The sequence below is a fragment of the Streptococcus oralis genome, from assembly GCF_001578705.1.
Classification (GTDB): domain Bacteria; phylum Bacillota; class Bacilli; order Lactobacillales; family Streptococcaceae; genus Streptococcus; species Streptococcus oralis_J.
On record NZ_KQ969037.1, the window covers coordinates 804,582 to 821,861 of the forward strand.

General features: G+C 41.4%; 16 protein-coding genes. 1 reads left to right on the top strand and 15 read right to left on the bottom strand.

All coding sequences use genetic code 11. From position 1 onward, the window contains the following. Window positions 1–25: 25 nt before the first annotated feature. From SORDD05_RS04070 to pbp2b, 3 genes are all read right to left on the bottom strand, one after another. A complete protein-coding gene (locus tag SORDD05_RS04070; RefSeq protein ID WP_061417191.1) occupies window positions 26–1,069 on the bottom strand; it encodes a D-alanine--D-alanine ligase in 1,044 nt (347 codons plus the stop codon). A gap of 173 nt (window positions 1,070–1,242) precedes the next feature. Continuing rightward, on the bottom strand, window positions 1,243–1,839 hold the full coding sequence (recR, locus tag SORDD05_RS04075; protein WP_061417192.1) for a recombination mediator RecR: 597 nt from the start codon (window positions 1,837–1,839) through the stop codon (window positions 1,243–1,245). A 10-nt stretch (window positions 1,840–1,849) separates the two neighbouring features. After that, complete coding sequence (gene pbp2b, locus SORDD05_RS04080) at window positions 1,850–3,892, bottom strand: penicillin-binding protein PBP2B (RefSeq protein ID WP_061417193.1); 2,043 nt, start codon at window positions 3,890–3,892, stop codon at window positions 1,850–1,852. Between the two features lie 256 nt (window positions 3,893–4,148). Here pbp2b and SORDD05_RS04085 point away from each other — a divergent pair, with 256 nt between their 5' ends. Continuing rightward, the gene (locus SORDD05_RS04085) at window positions 4,149–5,000 is read left to right on the top strand and encodes a MurR/RpiR family transcriptional regulator (protein WP_061417194.1); all 852 of its coding nucleotides are present in this window, start codon (window positions 4,149–4,151) and stop codon (window positions 4,998–5,000) included. On the opposite strand, the gene SORDD05_RS10330 is transcribed toward SORDD05_RS04085, so the two are convergent. From SORDD05_RS10330 to SORDD05_RS10390, 12 genes are all read right to left on the bottom strand, one after another. After that, complete coding sequence (locus SORDD05_RS10330; protein WP_269139509.1) at window positions 4,987–5,118, bottom strand: hypothetical protein; 132 nt, start codon at window positions 5,116–5,118, stop codon at window positions 4,987–4,989. The two genes, SORDD05_RS04085 and SORDD05_RS10330, sit on opposite strands and share 14 nt — an antisense overlap. A 173-nt stretch (window positions 5,119–5,291) precedes the next feature. Next, complete coding sequence (locus tag SORDD05_RS04090; RefSeq protein ID WP_061417195.1) at window positions 5,292–6,056, bottom strand: class I SAM-dependent methyltransferase; 765 nt, start codon at window positions 6,054–6,056, stop codon at window positions 5,292–5,294. Between the two features lie 301 nt (window positions 6,057–6,357). Further along, window positions 6,358–7,242: an ROK family protein gene (locus SORDD05_RS04095; RefSeq protein WP_061417196.1), complete on the bottom strand. Its 885-nt coding sequence runs from the start codon at window positions 7,240–7,242 to the stop codon at window positions 6,358–6,360. An 18-nt stretch (window positions 7,243–7,260) separates the two neighbouring features. After that, window positions 7,261–8,178 carry a dihydrodipicolinate synthase family protein gene (locus SORDD05_RS04100; RefSeq protein ID WP_061417197.1) on the bottom strand — a complete coding sequence of 306 codons (918 nt, stop codon included), beginning with the start codon at window positions 8,176–8,178 and terminating at the stop codon, window positions 7,261–7,263. A gap of 171 nt (window positions 8,179–8,349) precedes the next feature. After that, window positions 8,350–8,994 carry a DUF624 domain-containing protein gene (locus tag SORDD05_RS04105; RefSeq protein WP_061417198.1) on the bottom strand — a complete coding sequence of 215 codons (645 nt, stop codon included), beginning with the start codon at window positions 8,992–8,994 and terminating at the stop codon, window positions 8,350–8,352. A gap of 20 nt (window positions 8,995–9,014) precedes the next feature. Further along, window positions 9,015–9,467 (bottom strand): NanQ anomerase/TabA/YiaL family protein, encoded by a 453-nt coding sequence (locus SORDD05_RS04110; RefSeq protein WP_061417199.1) that lies wholly within the window; start codon window positions 9,465–9,467, stop codon window positions 9,015–9,017. Window positions 9,468–9,638: 171 nt separating this feature from the next. Further along, complete coding sequence (locus SORDD05_RS04115; protein ID WP_001183243.1) at window positions 9,639–10,478, bottom strand: carbohydrate ABC transporter permease; 840 nt, start codon at window positions 10,476–10,478, stop codon at window positions 9,639–9,641. A gap of 15 nt (window positions 10,479–10,493) precedes the next feature. Continuing rightward, on the bottom strand, window positions 10,494–11,360 hold the full coding sequence (locus SORDD05_RS04120) for a carbohydrate ABC transporter permease (protein WP_001209417.1): 867 nt from the start codon (window positions 11,358–11,360) through the stop codon (window positions 10,494–10,496). A 218-nt stretch (window positions 11,361–11,578) separates the two neighbouring features. Beyond that, on the bottom strand, window positions 11,579–12,907 hold the full coding sequence (locus tag SORDD05_RS04125; protein WP_061417200.1) for an ABC transporter substrate-binding protein: 1,329 nt from the start codon (window positions 12,905–12,907) through the stop codon (window positions 11,579–11,581). 114 nt (window positions 12,908–13,021) lie between these two features. Beyond that, window positions 13,022–13,720, bottom strand: coding sequence for an N-acetylmannosamine-6-phosphate 2-epimerase (locus SORDD05_RS04130; protein ID WP_061417201.1), 699 nt, complete (start codon window positions 13,718–13,720; stop codon window positions 13,022–13,024). A gap of 245 nt (window positions 13,721–13,965) precedes the next feature. Continuing rightward, window positions 13,966–15,372: an SIALI-17 repeat-containing surface protein gene (locus SORDD05_RS10385; protein ID WP_419579798.1), complete on the bottom strand. Its 1,407-nt coding sequence runs from the start codon at window positions 15,370–15,372 to the stop codon at window positions 13,966–13,968. Next, entirely contained in the window at window positions 15,333–17,087 is a 1,755-nt protein-coding gene (locus tag SORDD05_RS10390; protein WP_419579799.1) for a sialidase domain-containing protein, read from the bottom strand. The genes SORDD05_RS10385 and SORDD05_RS10390 overlap by 40 nt, the downstream gene beginning before the upstream one ends. Window positions 17,088–17,280: the final 193 nt, after the last annotated feature.

Consider the following 17,280-nt stretch of genomic DNA (forward strand, 5'->3'; position numbering starts at 1 on the left):
CTGACTCCTACCCTCTCTTTCATTTTTATAGCAAATGGGCTTCGCGCTTGTCAAAGCTTTCCTTTGCAAGGTCAACCAAACGCTCAATTAGTTCTGGGTAGCTGATTCCCATATTGTCCCATAGCAGTGGATACATAGACCACTGGGTAAAACCTGGCATGGTATTAAGCTCGTTTAGGAAAATCTCGCCCTTATCTGTATAGAAAAAATCACAACGAGATAGACCTAGTCCACCAATCGCACGGAAGGCAGTTTCTGCATTTTGACGCATGACAGCTACCACATCATCACTAATCTTGGCTGGGATGTCCATGGTAATCTTGTTATCGATATATTTGGCATCATAGTCATAAAAGGCAACATCCTTGACCACTTCACCTGGCAAAGTGCTCCTGACATCGTAGTTGCCCAAGAGACCAATCTCGATTTCACGGGCATTTACTCCTTGCTCAACCAAGACACGGCTGTCATATTGGAAGGCAAGTTTCAATGCTTGACGGAGTTCCTCTTGATTTTCAGACTTAGAAATACCGACACTAGAACCCATGTTTGATGGCTTAGTAAAGACTGGATAAGTCAACTTTTCCTCAACTTCAGCGATTTTAGAGGTCACATCATCGCCTTCAACGATGGCCACATAAGGAACTTGAGCAATTCCTACTGATTCTAAAACACGCTTAGTCGTGATTTTGTCCATAGCAAGGCTGGATGACAAGATATTGCAACCGACATAAGGCATTTTCAAAACTTCAAGAAATCCTTGGACAGAGCCATCTTCACCCATCGGACCATGAAGAACTGGAAAGACTACAGCACCTTCTTCATAGATAGCACTTGGCGCAATTTTCTTGTCCCAGTCAATGGTCGCATTGGTCATGAGACGATCCTCTTGACCTGGAGTCTGGTTAAATTCCTGCGTTTTGATAAAGTCACCTGACTGACTGATAAAGAAAGTCTTGACTGTAAAACGGTCGTAGTTGACCGCACGCATGACACTCTCAGCTGAAAGGACAGAGACTTCACGCTCTGCACTCCGCCCACCGTATAAAAGAATAATTGTTTGTTTCATATTACTGTCCTATTTTCTAATAGAATACTCGCACCTTAGTATATCATATTTGTTTCTTTTTTGAAACTTGAACATGGTACTGGTAGTAAAGAAATATAAAAAGAGACCGATAACGACAAACTCGGTCTCCCCGTTCTTGTATAAATGAATTGAGTTCGTAAATTTGTTTACTCCTACAACTCTGTTCGATTTTCAATAGCTCGTAAGAGTGTGACTTCATCCGCATACTCGATATCTGCTCCCACTGCTAGACCTCGTGCCAAGCGAGTAACCTTGATACCAGCTGGCTTGAGAAGACGAGAGAGATACATAGATGTCGCTTCCCCATCTGCTGTCGCATTGGTTGCCACAATCACCTCTGAAACCTCACTATCCATGAGACGGGGCATAAGACTCTTGAGATTGATATCGTCTGGACTGATACCATTCATCGGAGAAATGAGTCCATGCAAGACATGATAGAGTCCGTGGTATTCTTGGATGTTTTCCATAGCAGCCACATCGCGACTATCCTCTAGCACCAAGATGGTTGTCTGGTCACGAGTCGGATCTGTACAGATCGAGCAAGGGTCATCATCGGTCAAGCGACCACAGATGGAACAATAGGTCAATTCCCGCTTAGCAGACAGTAGGTTTTTGGCAAATTCATTGACATCGTCATCGGACATTCCAATGGTGTAGAAGGCTAAGCGGGTAGCCGTTTTGATCCCGATACCTGGTAACTTTGAATAGCTATCAATTAGCTTGGCAATAGGTGTTGGATACAGCATATGTTCCTTTCTAATTCATTGGATGGTGTTGATTATAAAGATTGATGATATCACGCGCAATCGAAGGTCCGACACCGTTTGTAAGGTTGGTGTTATGAGGAAAGACGACTGCGACCGCGATTTGGGGATTTTCGGTCGGTGCATAGGCGACTGCGTTGGTATTATTGGCTTTTTGACCACCATTAACATAACTTTCGGCAGTACCCGTTTTCCCGCTGATGGAAACGGCTGCGCCATTTGAAAAGGCACGACCAGTTGTCAGAGCACTCGTTCCATGCGAAACTTGATAGAAACCTTGTTGCAAGATAGCCATATCTGCTTCTGAGATATTAACCTTGTTCATTTCCTTGGTGGCTGTTTCTTGAACCAGACTGCCTAAGCCACCTTGGTCATTGTTTCCATAAACCCCTTCAACGATATGGGGAGCCAGACGCACACCATTGTTTGCGATTGTTGCGACATACTGGGCTAACTGCATCGGAGTATAGTTATCAAACTGACCAAAAGCATTATTTAGATAGTTGGCCAAATCAAATTCTTTTGGTATAAATCCTGTTGATTCATCTGGAAGATCAATTCCCGTTGAAGCTCCGAGTCCATATTCCCCAAAGGTTGACCGCAATTTGCCCATAGCTGTATCTAATTGACTCGTTGCTACCATCATATTGGGTTTATAGGTCTGTCCCATAATTCCCAAAGCTGTTTGCACCATGTAGGTATTGGATGAGTATTCCAAAGCCTCAACAGCTGTAATAGGGAAGGAGCCATAGGACAAGGTGTACCATGAATTGATAGGAGCTGAACCTTGGAAAACAATCGGCTGGTCTGTCAAGGTTTGATTGCCTGACAAAACTCCATTTTCCCAGCCAGAGCTGATGGTTGCTGCCTTGACGACAGATCCTGGTACAAAGACATTGGTAACTGTCCCTAGGGAGTCTGGACTTAATTTCCCTGATTCAACATCATGCTTGATACCAGACATGGCTAGAACTGCACCTGTTTTAGGATTGAGAGCGACTGCGTAGACCCCTTCAGAATATTTAGCGCCACCATTACCCAACTCGGAGTTAAAGTAGCTCTTGAGTAGATCATCCACTCCATTTTGGAAAGCTAGGTCAATCGTTAGTTTGATATTGTTTCCTTTGCTTCCTTCCTCGACATTTTCCACACTTTCCATGTTTCCATGTTTGTCGAGATGGATTTCCTTGACAGAGCGTTTGCCTTGGAGTACATCTTCATATTGCTTTTCAAGATAAGAAGTTCCCACTCGGTCATTGAGAGAGTATCCTTTCTTGAGATAAGCATCAACTTCCTCAGCTGGAAGTCCTGACTTTTCATTTGAAACGCTACCGACGATAGACGATAGAGAAGTGTCCAGTACTTTTCGGTCCCATGAGGTTGAAATACTAATGCCCGGTAATTCCTTGGATGCAGAAGCCACAAGAGCAACCTGAGTATCATCTAAAGCATCTGTTGAAATGGTGCCCGTTGCAAAATTTTCAACAGCATTGAGCTGACTAAAGAGATAGATTTCCTTTTTCTGGTCATCTGTATAATTAAGTTGACTCACGTCTATGCTTTCAACCGCATTATTGTAGAGAGTCGCTTCAGATAAGCGATTCCCATCGGAATCCAGACGTTTATCACTTGGCAGAGCCTCGACTGTTTTTTTGTATACGTCCTGGTCCGCCAAGTAGTAGTCTGCAATCTGACGGTCTGTGAGTTCAGGGGAAGTGACATTCACGTAAGTCAGCAGTTTTTTAGCCGTCTCCTTTAACTCTGCCGCCGTCATCTTATTGTTTCGTGTGAAAGAAACAACTTGTTTAAGTGTGTTTTCTACCAAGGGTTTCCCTGTTGCATCATAAATCTGCCCTCGAGCTGAGCTGGTTGTCACCCTGGTCTGACTGGCTGATGCCAACTTTGCTTCATAGAAATCTTTATTCAGTACCTGCATGTATAACAATCGACCGATAATGGTCATAAACAGCAGGATAACTATCGCAAACAGTAAATTAAGCCGAATCGGAATCGAATGGCTATTAAATTTTCTCATACAACTAAGACTCTTTTCTAGAAAAATTCCCGATTTTCACCTTCATTTTCAGCTAAAATAATAGAGCAAACGGGTGAAGCTCGGTACTTTTCATTGTACCATATTTTACGGAGAAACTCTTGGAAAAGTCGAAGCATTTTTTGACTTTTAATCGAAAATGCCTTTTTATTTAGTTATCCTAACTTCTATGATATAATGATGTTAATAAGCAGGCAATCGTCAACTTTTAAGAGTTTGACTCATGAAAAGGAGCTCCATGAAAAAGCAGGATATCGCAACTATTATTGATCTTCATTTTGAAGAATTAACAGAGTTAGAACAGGAAATCGCTCGTTATTTCTTGCAGGTAGATACGATTGTGGATGATCTATCATCGCAACAGGTTACTCAAAAACTGCATGTTTCCCAAGCTGCTCTTACCCGTTTTGCAAAAAAATGTGGCTTTACTGGCTATCGAGAATTTGTCTTTCAATACCAGCACCAGGCTAGTAAACCGGACACTCATTCGCACAAACACAGCCCTTTGACCAAACGTGTTTTACGAAGCTACAGCAACCTACGGGAACAAACACAGGATTTAATCGATGAAGCGCAGCTTGAACGTGTAGCTCAGTTAATCGATGACGCAGAACGAGTTTACTTTTTTGGAACGGGAAGTTCTGGTCTGATTGCCCGTGAGATGAAACTGCGCTTTATGCGTCTAGGTGTTGTCTGTGAAGCTTTGACCGATCAGGATGGCTTTGCTTGGACGACCAGTATCATGGATGAAAACTGTTTGGTACTTGGCTTTTCCCTATCAGGCACTACCCAATCCGTCCTAGATAGTTTGTTGGATGCCAAGGAAATGGGGGCTAAGACCATTCTCTTTACCAGCGCTCCAAACAAAAATAGTCATGCTTATACCGAAACAGTCCTCGTCGCAAATCATAGCCAATCTTCTTACATTCAGCGTATTTCCGCTCAGCTCCCTATGCTCATTTTAATAGATTTGATTTATGCCTACTTTTTAGAAATCAATCGAGATAGCAAGGAAAAAATCTTTAACAGCTATTGGGAAAATAAAAAACTCAACGGCTATCGTAGACAAAAACGTGTTAGAAAATCCTAGTTTGGCTCAACCAAACTAGGATTCTTTTGTTTTGAAATGATAATTGGCTAATAGGTGGTTTTTCCAATTTTTCCCTTTGTGCTGATGCTTTTTTATCTGTGTTTTTTAGTTTTTCCATAAATTCTCCTTTCCGTTTTTGAATGTTTGACAACAAAAAGGAAGTATCGGCTATTTGCTTTTACTTCCTTTCTCTAATTTTATTTAATTGTTTTGCTTCGACAAACTGGGATTTAGATTTTAACCCTTACAGAAAATAAAACGGGCTATTCTCCTGAAATGTGTTCTATAAGATTATAGTTTAATGCAAAGTGTAGCTATATAATCATTTCCATAACGTGACAATCGATGTCTTTTGTCACACGATTCATAAAAATCGATCATAGCGAGACCATTTTTTAGTTGTCCTCTAATCTGAGTTTCTAAGGTATGGCTAAATTCATATCCATATTCTGGATTGATGGTGATTTCGCCTTCCTCTTCAAGCTCTCTTGAATTAAAAGGTAGTGAAAACTTTAAAAGTAATTCCTCATCGGGTTTGTCCCATACAATGTCAGCATCATACATGTATATCCAAGGATTCATAAATCCGACCATTAACAGTCCACCCTTTTTCAATACTCGAGCGGCTTCTTTATACATGTTTTCTAAATCTTCTATATATACATTTGAAACTGGATTAAAAACAATATCAAAAGTTTCATCTTCAAATGGAAAAGGTTTTGTCATATCGCCTTGAACAGTATTGATCTTTAAGCCTTCTCTTTTAGCAACCATCTCGTCTCTTTCTAATTGTGATGTAGAAAAATCCATGATGGTGACATCATAACCTTTTGCAGCAAAAACGGGACCCTGCTGACCACCACCACAAGCTAAACCTAATATCTTTTTCCCATTTGCTTTTTCAAACCATTCTTTTGGAACTTTTTTCCCAACAGTTAAAGCAACAGAAATTTGATGTTTTCTAACTTCTTCTAATTCTTCCTGTGTCAATGGCTCAGTATAGTCATTTTTTACATTATTCCATCTATCTTGATTTAATTTTATATAATTATTCATCTTACAATCTCCTCGTAATTTTATATGATTTCGATTTAATGTGAACAGGTTGCCATTACAGTTTTTTCACCTCTACAAATTCTAATTTATCAATTTTAGTCCATCTCATTATATCATTTTTTTCTTCTTGGCTTAGGTTAGTATTTAGAGAGCTTGCGCCGTCTTCTAAGGCTATCTTAAAGGATATCTCCGCTACTTTTCATATACCTCGATAGTTTTTATATCATCAAAAAAAGAATTAAGCAAAACAGTTTTCACTCCAGTGGTGATTAAGTGTTTTTCTTAATTCTCTAATTCCAAACTAGGATTGTTTTGTTTTGAAATGATAATAGGCTCCCAACATCCCTGCTGTATTTTGGTGATGGGCAAATTCTAATCGTGTTTTTTCAGCTAAGCTTGGTACCAAGGCCGCCTTCAAGGCTGCGCGGATCTTAGGCTTGAGGATAGCCTCTTGCCCCATGATACCGCCACCGAGAATGACCACTTCTGGATTGGCCACATAGCAAATATTTGCCAGACCTTTTCCTAGATAGTCTACCATACGGTCAATACCTGCCATACAGATTTTATTTCCTTCAGTGGCTTCCTTGAAAATGCGTCGGCCATTCCACTGATCAACTGAATCTCCATGAGCTGTTGCTACATACTCAACCAAGGCTGTCGTAGAAGCAAGATCCTGAAAAGCTCCATCCTGCATGTGCATGTAACCGACTTCGCAGGCCGAATTGCTAAATCCATGGAAAACCTTCCCATCCATAATCAAGCAACCACCGATACCTGTTCCAATGGTCAAGCAAAGTGTCACACTCGCTCCCTTTCCTGAACCAGATACTGCCTCAGCAAGACCTGCACAGTTGACGTCATTTTCAATTTCACAAGGAATCGCAAAGCTCGTCTCAATTTCCTTCTTGAACTGGGTTCCTGCATAGTTAGGGATTTGCGGTCCAGCATAGAAAATCTCACCTTTGTCAGGATCGACCATTCCCGCTGAAGAAATGGCAACACCTGCTACTGGGCCTTTTTCTAAATAGCTGGAAACGATATCTTTTGTCTTTTGTAAAATATGGGGTCCACCCTTTTGCGCCTCAGTTGGCATTTCATGCGATTCAACCAGTTGGCCTTCTTGGTCAATCAAACCATATTTGATGTTGGTTCCACCAATATCAATTGTAACATAGTGTGTCATAAATACCTCCTTATGGATTTAGAGGAAGCGCTCCTTGGTTTCACGAATCAAGGCTGCAGCTGCTTCTACAACTGGACGATCTTCTTCAGTCACTGGTGTCAATGGTGAACGAACTGATCCAATGTTAAAGCCTTCATTGATCTTCAAGACTTCTTTGATGACACCGTACATATTTCCATGAGCAGAAGTGAGTTTGCCAATGATTGCGTTGATAGCGTATTGCAATTCACGCGCTGTTTCCAAGTCTTTCTCAGCAATCAACTGATTGAGTTTCAAGAAGAGTTCTGGCATAGCGCCATAAGTACCACCAATACCAGCTTTGGCACCCATGAGACGGCCACCTAGGAACTGTTCATCTGGACCATTAAAGACGATGTGGTCTTCTCCACCAAGGCTGACAAAGGTTTGAATATCTTGAACTGGCATAGAAGAGTTCTTAACACCGATAACACGTGGATTCTTCAACATTTCAGTATAGAGACTTGGAGTCAAAGCAACACCTGCTAACTGAGGAATGTTGTAAATAACATAGTCTGTGTTTGGTGCTGCAGCACTAATGTCATTCCAGTATTTGGCAACTGAGTATTCTGGCAAGCGGAAGTAAATCGGTGGAATTGTTGCAATGGCATCTACACCCAAGCTTTCCGCGTGGCGAGCAAGCTCCATACTATCTTTGGTATTGTTGCAAGCTACGTGAGCGATGATGGTCAATTTCCCTTTGGCAACTGCCATGACTTCTTCCAAAATCAACTTGCGGTCCTCTACACTTTGGTAGATACATTCACCAGAAGAACCATTGACATAGAGACCTTGAACACCCTTATCAATGAAGTATTGAACCAAGGCACGCGTACGCTCTGGACTAACTTCTCCTTGATCATCATAACATGCGTAGAAGGCTGGAATGACACCTTCGTATTTTTTCAAATCTGACATAGATTTTCTCCTAAGATTTCTTTTTTTCTGCTGAGAGCAGTTCTATTTTTTACAAGTTTAGTATACACCTTGTGAAAATCGCTTTCAATATCTTGTATACACTTAGATTTTAGTTTCTACTTGTATTTTAGAAACTGTAACGATTGAAAGTAGTTTCAGAAACAAGCCATCCTACTGGTATTTGGCGAATATTTTCTCCATCAATCCTGTTTGGAGAAAGACTAGCAAACCAAAACCAAAGAGGATAAAGGCCGATCCACCCAAAAGGAGAGTGAAGGCGGATAGATAAAGAACCATCACTATGAGGAAGAGAATGGCTAACATGAGGAAGAACCATGGAAAGTTAAAACTTGCCAAGATAAGCCCTTTTTGCAGCACTTCTTTCCAAGACAAATCATAGCGCGCAGCGATGGGATAGCTAGCCAGCATCACCAGAGTGAGGAAGATGAGAATCCCCAAACAAATTGCTTTCACAAGCTGGAAAGGCAAAGCTGTCTGTCCCCAGAAGAGATAGAGGTCTAAAAGACTCAGCAAAACAATACCCAACTCTAGCAAACCCAACTGAAGCCCCAGTTTCAAATTTTGCTTGAAAGCTCTCAGATAGGTTCTGAAAACAGGTACTCGCCTGCTTCTCTTAATCTCAAACACGGTTTGGTAGAGGCTGATTTTTGCCACTCCAATCGTCACGATGGGCAAACAAGAGACGACAAAAAGAAGATTGGCTGTCACGATATCCAAAACCTTCTCACTGAAACGCATGAGAAAATTGTCTGTATCAAATGCTGCCTTGATAAGGCTTACTCCTTTTTGTGCCATGTTTGCTCCTCCTGATTCTTTTAATCAATCAAAATTTTAAAGAGATATTTGCGAACCTTCTCTTCCATACCTGCATAGCCATTTGGCTGGTGCGGTTCTCCTGGGAAGAAAATCGCAAAATTGTGATAGCCCAACAATAGTGGGTAGCGTTCATGACAATGGACAAAACCAATGTCGCTCGCTTCATCGAATGCTACCGCCTCGTCTTTGATACGTGAACCGTAGCTCGAATATTCATGCCCTTCTACCAGCAAATGCAAATCTGCATAGTTCTTATGATGCTCAAATTGATCATTTTCAGCTTGATTGAGGACATTTTCCTGCACAACTAGAAAGACCTTGTCCCCGTCAATCTCATACTTACCGAGTTCGAAAGAATCCTTACGGTGCTGGTGGAGATAGTCGATAGCCTTATCTAAATTGGGATGAATCCCTTTGTAAAAGGTGATATTTTTTAAATCGTCAAAAATCATACTGTTTCCTTCGTTTCTGATAGTTAACTAAAATCATAGATTAAGTTTATAAGTGTCTGACAAAATCTCTAAGGCAAGAAAATACCCAACATTTTGTAGACACTTATAACTCTCTATTTCCATAGCATGTCAAGACCACTTCCGTAACCTTGATATACTAGTTTATTTTTCTTATCCCTTAACAGCTCCCATAGTGATACCCTGAGTGAAGGATTTTTGGAAGACAAGGAAGACGGTTACGATTGGCACTGCTGCAAGGGCTGCACCCGCCATGATCAAGCCATAGTTGGTCGCCATTTCGGCCTGCATGGTCGCAACCCCGAGTGAGATAGTCAAGTTTTGACGTGAAGTCAACATAACCAACTGCATAAAGTAGTCATTCCAAGTATTGATGAAGGTAAAGATCGCAAGAGCTGCAAATCCTGGTTTCACGATAGGGAAGGCTACGCTCCAGAAGGTACGGATCTCACCACAACCGTCGATTTTAGCTGATTCAAGCAATTCTGTTGGGATATTTTCACTGAATTGTTTCATAAGGAATACCCCGAATGGCCATCCGATCAAAGGCAAGATAACTGCCCAAAGTGTATCGTGAATTCCCATGAAGTTGACGATACGTACCAATGGTACAAGGACAACTTGTTTTGGAAGAGCCATGGCAGCGATAAAGACTGCAAAGAGGATGCGTTGACCATAGAAACGTTTTTTAGCCAAGACATATCCTGCTAGAGATGAGGTTGCACAGACTAGGAACATGGTTACTAGTGAGATAAATACTGAGTTCCACATCCACTGCATAGCAGGGTTTTGCACCATGAGTTGTTGGAAGTTTTCCATGGTTGGCATTTTAGGGAACCATTGTGGCGGAATCATAATGGTATCAGGCTGTGATTTGAAGGCCCCTGTCAAGATCCAGTAGAATGGAAAGATGAACAGTACGGTCAACAAGAGCAAGATAATCGTTGAAATAACAGTGAAAGCTGTTAAGGGTTTCTTTTGTGTAGGTTGCATAACTGTCTCCTTTCTTTAGTATTCTACGTCGTTTCCGAGGATCTTGAATTGAGCAAAGCTGACAATGGCAATCATCACTGCCAAGAATACACCGATGGTATTTGCATAGCCGTATTCTGTCAATTGGAAGGCTTTTTCGTAAAGGTAGTACATCAAGGTACTTGTTGAATAGTTTGGACCACCAGAAGTCAACAACTGAATCAAGGCGAAACATTGGAAAGAGTTGATGGTTGTAATAATCGCGATGTAAAGAGTTGTTGGAAGAAGGCTAGGCCATTTGATCTTCCAGAAGACTTGAAATTCAGTCGCACCGTCAACACGCGCCGCTTCAACAAGTGAGTTATCAATATTCCCCATAGCAGCGATATAAAGGATAATCGGTTGACCAACAGATGTTGTCAAAAGGATAATCATAATCGCTAGCAAAGCCCAGTTTTTGTCACCCAGCCAAGAAATGTTTTGGCTGATGATGTGGCTTGACTTAAGGACAAAGTTTAGAATCCCTGATAGAGGGTCATAGATCCATTTCCATACAACCGTTACGGCAACACTACCTGTAACTACAGGAAGGAAGAAGACGAAACGATAGAAAGAACGGGCAATGGCATTTTGATGATAGGTTTGAGATGCTACAAAGAGCGAGAAGAGAACCACAATCGGTACTGATCCAATAACCAGAATAACGGTATTGATCAAAGACTTGGTAAAGACAGGGTCTTTAAACATGCGAATGTAGTTGTCCAATCCCACAAACTCAAAACTGGTCATGGAGTAGTTAAAGAAGCTTGTAATGAATCCCATAATCATAGGAGCCAAGACAAAGATCACAAAGAAGAATAATACTGGTGCTAGGAAAGCATAGGAAATCACTGTTTCCCGCATACGAATTTTATTGACTTTCACAGTCGGCACCTCTCTTTCAAATAGAATAGTTTTTGATTTTTTTGAACTGTTTTAAAATCAAAATGAAATTTTTTAAGATTTGCTTATGTAAGAACTTCATTTTAATTTCGTGACAGTTCCTACCATTTCAAACAAAAGTCCCCCTTTTCTTACACCGTAGTGCTCAGGGAAAAGGGGGAATCAATCTGACTTAGTGCTTATTGTTTTGTAGCTTTTTTGATTGTTTCGTTAGCTTTTTCAGTGAAGGCTTTCAAAGCATCCGCTGGTTTTTCGTCACCATTTGATACAGATTGCAACATTGGGAACCAAAGTGTTCTCATTTCAGCAAATCCATCAATAGTGTTGTAGTATGGTGAGTAGTATTTAGTCCAGCTACTGATTGTTTCCATACGTTTGTCATCATAAAGTTTGCCAAATGAAGTACGAACTGGGAAGGCACCTGTACGAACTACGTCTTTAGGACCCCATTCTTTGTCATCTGCGATGAATTGGATGAACTTCTTAGCTGCTGCAACTTTCTTGTCATCTTTGTTGTTAAATACTGCAAATCCGTTTACAAGGTATTCAAGAGCTGGTTTACCAGAGTCTGATGGGAATGGTACTTCTACCACTTCTACCTTACTTGCTTCCAAGAGTTTCGCTTGGATACCGTTTTGAGCTGGTGCCCAAAGGATTGTGTATGAAGTTTGACCGTTCGCAAAGTTTTGGATATCTGCCCCACCATCAAATTGTGAACCATTGTTCAATAAACCGTCCTTGATCCAGCTAGCAGCTTTTTCAAGACCTTTGACGAATTTAGGATCGTCGGTTGTATATTTGGTTACGTCTTTGTCTGTTACAGAACCGCCATAAAGGTTTGCGATGAAGGCACGTGTTCCTTGGTCTCCCCCTTGACCAGAACTGAACAATGAACCTGGTGTATATCCTTTATCTTTAAGCGCTTTCAAAACTTTTTCAAAGTCATCAGTTGTCCAACCTTCTTTGACAAGGTTTGCAACGCCAGCATCTTCCAACATTTTCTTGTTCATGGCCATGTAGAATGGAGCTGAACTGATTGGATACATGTAAGCTTTATCTCCAGCCTTACTTGCTTGTACGATGTTTTCGTTGTTCACATCTTTGACGAATTCGTCTGTGAAGAGGTCGTTCAACTCAGCCAATTTACCATTTTTACCGTATTGGATAATCCGTCCTGGTGCGTCAAAGAGTACGTCTGGCGCTGTTCCTGCTTCGATGGCTGTTGTGATTTTTTCAGGACCTGACTTGAAGTCGATGGTTTCCAATTTCACTTTTACATCTGGATTTGCTTTTTCGAAAGCTTCGATGATTGATTTTTCATAAGTTCCAACACCGTCACCCGTTTTTTCTTGTGTAAAGACTGGGAATGCCCACCAAGTGATTTCTGTTTTTCCGCTATCGCTACTAGAACTTCCAGCATCTTTACTTCCACCAGAATTACCACAAGCAGCAAGACCAAGAATCGCAGCACTCGCAAGTACTGTACAAGCTAGTTTTCTAAATTTCATTTGTATTCTCCTAATTGTTAAGCGTGTCCATATTGGATAGTGAGTAACCTTCTATTTGTATACGTTTTCATTTCATTCGACGCATCGACCACTCTCCTCTGTTTTGAGATTGTATTATTTAAGACCGGCAACAAAGCGTTCCGTAATCTCTTTTGGTCTAGTAATAGCTCCACCAACAACGATACCTCGCACCCCATATTCAAGGATTTGTTTGGCTTGTTCTGGTGTATGAATTTTCCCTTCAGCGATGACATCCACCCCCGCTTCACACAGTTTTTTGATCAGTTCAAAGTCTGGACCATCTACTTTCGGACTGTAAGAGGTATAACCTGATAGGGTTGTTCCAACAAAATCAACACCTGCTTCAACTGCTGCAATTCCTTCTTCAAATGTACTGGTATCAGCCATCAAGAGTTGATGCGGATATTTTTCTTTGACTTGTCGGATAAAGTCTTGGATTTCCAAACCATCGTAACGTTCACGTTTGGTACAATCCAGAGCAATGACCTCAATATCTAGTTCAGCCAGTTCATCAACTTCTTTCATAGTAGCTGTAATAAATGGCTCCTGTGGCGGGTAGTCACGTTTGATAATCCCGATAATCGGGAGTTTTGTAACCTCCTTGATCTCCTTGATATCGCGAACACTGTTTGCTCGGATACCAACTGCTCCTCCTTGCTCAGCCGCTTTGACTAGCAAGGGAATGACTCCTCCCGCTTCTGTATAAAGCGGTTCGTGAGGAAGTGCCTGGCAAGAGACAATGATTCCATCTTTGATTTGTTCAATCAAGGCTTCTTTGCTGATCTGTGGCATCCTCTTTCCTCCCTTTCTTGTTCTTATAGGCTTATTATATATCATTTATTAAGCGCTTTCAATAGCTTGTGGTAGAATAGATTTCAGTTTCAAAACTATTTTATAGAACAGCTGTTCCTGAAAGTAGTTTCAGGCCTCTTAGAATTCCTTATTAGCACATCTTGAGTCGAAAGAAAAAGATAGTAGGCTGAAAAACCTGCTATCTCCTTCTATTTTTACAAAGCCAAATGATTAGAATTCTTCTCTTATTGTTCTCTCCTTTTCCCCATTGCAAACAAGCCAAGGAAGAAAGCTGTTAGTCCTAGTGAGGCTAGGAGTTCACTCTCCTTGTTCCCTGTTTCAGGAAGTGTCTGCTGGGCAAGAGGAGCTTTGTAAGTGTAATCTTCTTTTTTAGTAAGAGTTACAAGTGAATCAATTTCCTTGTATTCTGCGATTTCATGTACAGCTGCCTCAGCGCCATTGACACCACCTTTATACTCTGGTACTTCATGGACTGCGGCCTCAACAGCATTAACCCCACCTGTAAATTCTGGTTTTTCAACTGTTGGTGCTGGTTCCTCACCTGCTGTACCTAATGGACCTGTATACTCTGGAATTTCATGAACAGCTGCCTCTTCACCATTTACACCGCCTGTGAATTCTGGAACTTCATGAACAGCGGCTTCACTTCCATTCATTCCATTCGAAAGCTTAGTGCCCGCTACAGAGACTGGTAAATTATGCATACTTTCAATAGCACCTTCTGCCAGACCTGTAACTTTTTGACCCATATCCTCTGAATCTACTGTAAATAGGAGAGTTTTTGTGTCATACTGGGTCATGAAACGTGCTGTTTTACCATTTGCCAATTGAAGGGTTGGTGCCTTGTTGACCAATACTTCCGAATCAAACTCCATAGCAAGGATGCCTGGCCATTTTTCAATCGCGTATTTCACTTTTGCTTCCTTAGGAGAAATCCAATCCTTGGCCAAGAAATCCCAGTTGAATTTCTTGAAGGAGAGTGTATATGGAACACCTCCAGGAGCATGGTGTTCATATAAAAGCCCAAATTCATCTGGCCCGATCTGTTGGAGTGAGTTATAAGCATACTCACCTTCTTGAATCAAATGGTGGTGTAACCAAGTCAACTGGCCATCTTCTTCTACACGAGCCACTCGAATATAACCATTTTTACGACCTGGACCGTTCGCATTTGCCAAGAGAATATACTCTTTACCATTTTGAACCGTATGAGTCGCAGCCATTTGAACATAAACATCTGGTACATCGTAGCGATCAACATGATTATCCCAAGTGAGACCACCGTCATGACTGGTTGCAACCTGTAGATCTCCTGTCAATCCACGCATAAAGAGTTTGAGATCTCCATTGTTTAACTGAACAACTGAAGCCTCGGTATTTTGAGCATAATAATTGTTCATGGTGCTTGAATCAACCACGGTACCATCATAAAGTTTACGATTGTCATTGACACCACCACCCATATGCCATGTTTTACCATGATCGTCTGAGTAGATGATTCGAGATGATTGGGAACCATTGAGGTGGTTAGCTCGGTTGGTCGTATAGACTGGAACTACGATTCGACCTTTATGCGGTCCAGTACGAAGGGTTATCCCACTCCAGGCCCTACACCCAAGAATTTCATCCAATCGGCTTTGACCATCGGAGTAATATCTTGAGGCGCTGACCAGGTCTTCCCGTCATCATCACTATAAGACATCCATAGGTAGCTATCCTTGGCAATTCTAAATGGAGACGTTTTGTTTGTTGTGAAGTAAATATTGCCTAGTAGCTGGTCACCCTTGTATAGATCACCCTTATCGCTATAGGCCGGTTTGACAGGATCTACAACAACGCGGTAGTCCGTTGCCTTGCCATCTGGTGTGTAGACAGTACCATTTTCTCGAATGGTATAAGCTTCCTTTTCTCCTTCACGATAGAGGATTTGATAGGTTTTGCCATTGATTTCTTTGTAGGCTTCTTCTTTTTGCGAAGACATACCAAAGATTCCTTTTCCTTCTGGGAACATGTCATAGATGGAAAAGATTCGTTTGGTTTCAGGATCTTGAACCAACACCATATCAATATTCACCGGTGAACCGATCGATGGATCAGAGGCTTTTGGGTTGTCACGTAAGTTAGTAATAGTTACTCGATCCCCCCAAGTTTTACCATTATCTTCACTACGTCTTATGACCATACCGATGTCGCCCCAGTCACTCGAATGAAGACGGCGTTCATCTGCACCTGCAATGAGAGTTCCTTTATCTGTCTTGAGAAGAGCTGGAATACGATAACTCTTGATGCCATCTTTATTTGGTTGGTTGTTCATTCCGCCTTCAAAGACGTCTTCTTTCTCTGAGATTTTCGCACCCTCAGGAAGTTTCTTCTCCAAATCACCTCTTTCAAATAGTTGACTTCTCGTCTGAACTTCTTCTGGGCTTAAGGCACGATTATAGACGGTTAGGTTTCGAACTTGTAGATTGGATCCCCAAACTGTATTGCTGGCACGCTTGGTTGCTCCAATTTGAGCATGCGTTACATCTGGCATATCTTTGATGAAGTTGCCTGATTTCAGACTTGTTCGAGATAATACCCCGTTCACGTAGAGGCGCACTCGCCCATTTGGTAATTCTGCTGTCGGTTTTTCAACTGTGAAAGTCACTGAATTCCATTGTCCAGGGCGTACTTGTAAAGGAGCATCCGTATACTTATCATAGAACTGTTCCCCTTTGGCACCGCGCCCCTCAATCAAGGCTACTTGATTGTAGACTGACATAGTGAAGTACTCATCTTTTTTAGTAGCACTTGACACAGAAAAGAGATTGTAGAATGCTGGAGCTTTGGCATCTGGCTTAAACTCCATGTGGACTGTTGCGTTTTCAAGTTTCTTTAGCTTTTCTAATTCGCTTGAAAGATCAACTCTCTGACCATTTGAAGCATTAGTTTCAACATCTTCTTTTTCTAGGACTGGAGTGGCATTCTGCAAATCCCTTGAATAATAATCACGAGGAATAGCATTCGAGTCTGTTGATTTTTCTTCTTCCTTTAGGGCTGTTTCCGTTGCATTTACTATCTTTTCTTCTACCTGCTTCTTGAGCTTATCTTGATCTAGTTCAGTCCCAACAGCGTTCTTATCAGCATCAGATGCATTTGCTACCGCGGCTTCTTTGGGTACCTCTTCTGATGATTGGTCTTTGCCTTTTTCCACATTTTCAGTACTTGGCGCCACTACATTTCCCTGTTCTTGGGCTAAAACTGGCGAAACTCCAAATACAACTGTGCCAATTAGTACAGAAGCTGTCCCAACTGCAAATTTTCTAATGCCATATCGCTGTTTCCGATGTGAAGATTTATAATTCATGTTTGTCCTTTCATTTTTCACAAAAATAAAGCGCTTTCTTTTTTTCTTAAAATTTTTAGTTCCTCCAACTAAACAAGTGAAAAGAAAATAACCGACTGAATGAGACCTCCCATTCTTCAAACGTCCACTGCTCTTACTCTCTGACCAAACAGCGGAAAGTTTCCTCCTTTCGCATAATGTCTTTCCCTCATTA

Coding starts and splice junctions, on each gene's coding strand:
- SORDD05_RS04100 (WP_061417197.1), bottom strand. CDS start 8,178: ATGTCAGATTTGAAAAAATACGAAGGTGTCATTCCAGCCTTCTACGCA.
- pbp2b (WP_061417193.1), bottom strand. CDS start 3,892: ATGAGAAAATTTAATAGCCATTCGATTCCGATTCGGCTTAATTTACTG.
- recR (WP_061417192.1), bottom strand. CDS start 1,839: ATGCTGTATCCAACACCTATTGCCAAGCTAATTGATAGCTATTCAAAG.
- SORDD05_RS10390 (WP_419579799.1), bottom strand. CDS start 17,087: ATGAATTATAAATCTTCACATCGGAAACAGCGATATGGCATTAGAAAA.
- SORDD05_RS04070 (WP_061417191.1), bottom strand. CDS start 1,069: ATGAAACAAACAATTATTCTTTTATACGGTGGGCGGAGTGCAGAGCGT.
- SORDD05_RS10330 (WP_269139509.1), bottom strand. CDS start 5,118: ATGGAAAAACTAAAAAACACAGATAAAAAAGCATCAGCACAAAGGGAA.
- SORDD05_RS04090 (WP_061417195.1), bottom strand. CDS start 6,056: ATGAATAATTATATAAAATTAAATCAAGATAGATGGAATAATGTAAAA.
- SORDD05_RS04115 (WP_001183243.1), bottom strand. CDS start 10,478: ATGCAACCTACACAAAAGAAACCCTTAACAGCTTTCACTGTTATTTCA.
- SORDD05_RS04130 (WP_061417201.1), bottom strand. CDS start 13,720: ATGCCACAGATCAGCAAAGAAGCCTTGATTGAACAAATCAAAGATGGA.
- SORDD05_RS04085 (WP_061417194.1), top strand. CDS start 4,149: ATGAAAAAGCAGGATATCGCAACTATTATTGATCTTCATTTTGAAGAA.
- SORDD05_RS04095 (WP_061417196.1), bottom strand. CDS start 7,242: ATGACACACTATGTTACAATTGATATTGGTGGAACCAACATCAAATAT.
- SORDD05_RS04110 (WP_061417199.1), bottom strand. CDS start 9,467: ATGATTTTTGACGATTTAAAAAATATCACCTTTTACAAAGGGATTCAT.
- SORDD05_RS04125 (WP_061417200.1), bottom strand. CDS start 12,907: ATGAAATTTAGAAAACTAGCTTGTACAGTACTTGCGAGTGCTGCGATT.
- SORDD05_RS04105 (WP_061417198.1), bottom strand. CDS start 8,994: ATGGCACAAAAAGGAGTAAGCCTTATCAAGGCAGCATTTGATACAGAC.
- SORDD05_RS04120 (WP_001209417.1), bottom strand. CDS start 11,360: ATGCGGGAAACAGTGATTTCCTATGCTTTCCTAGCACCAGTATTATTC.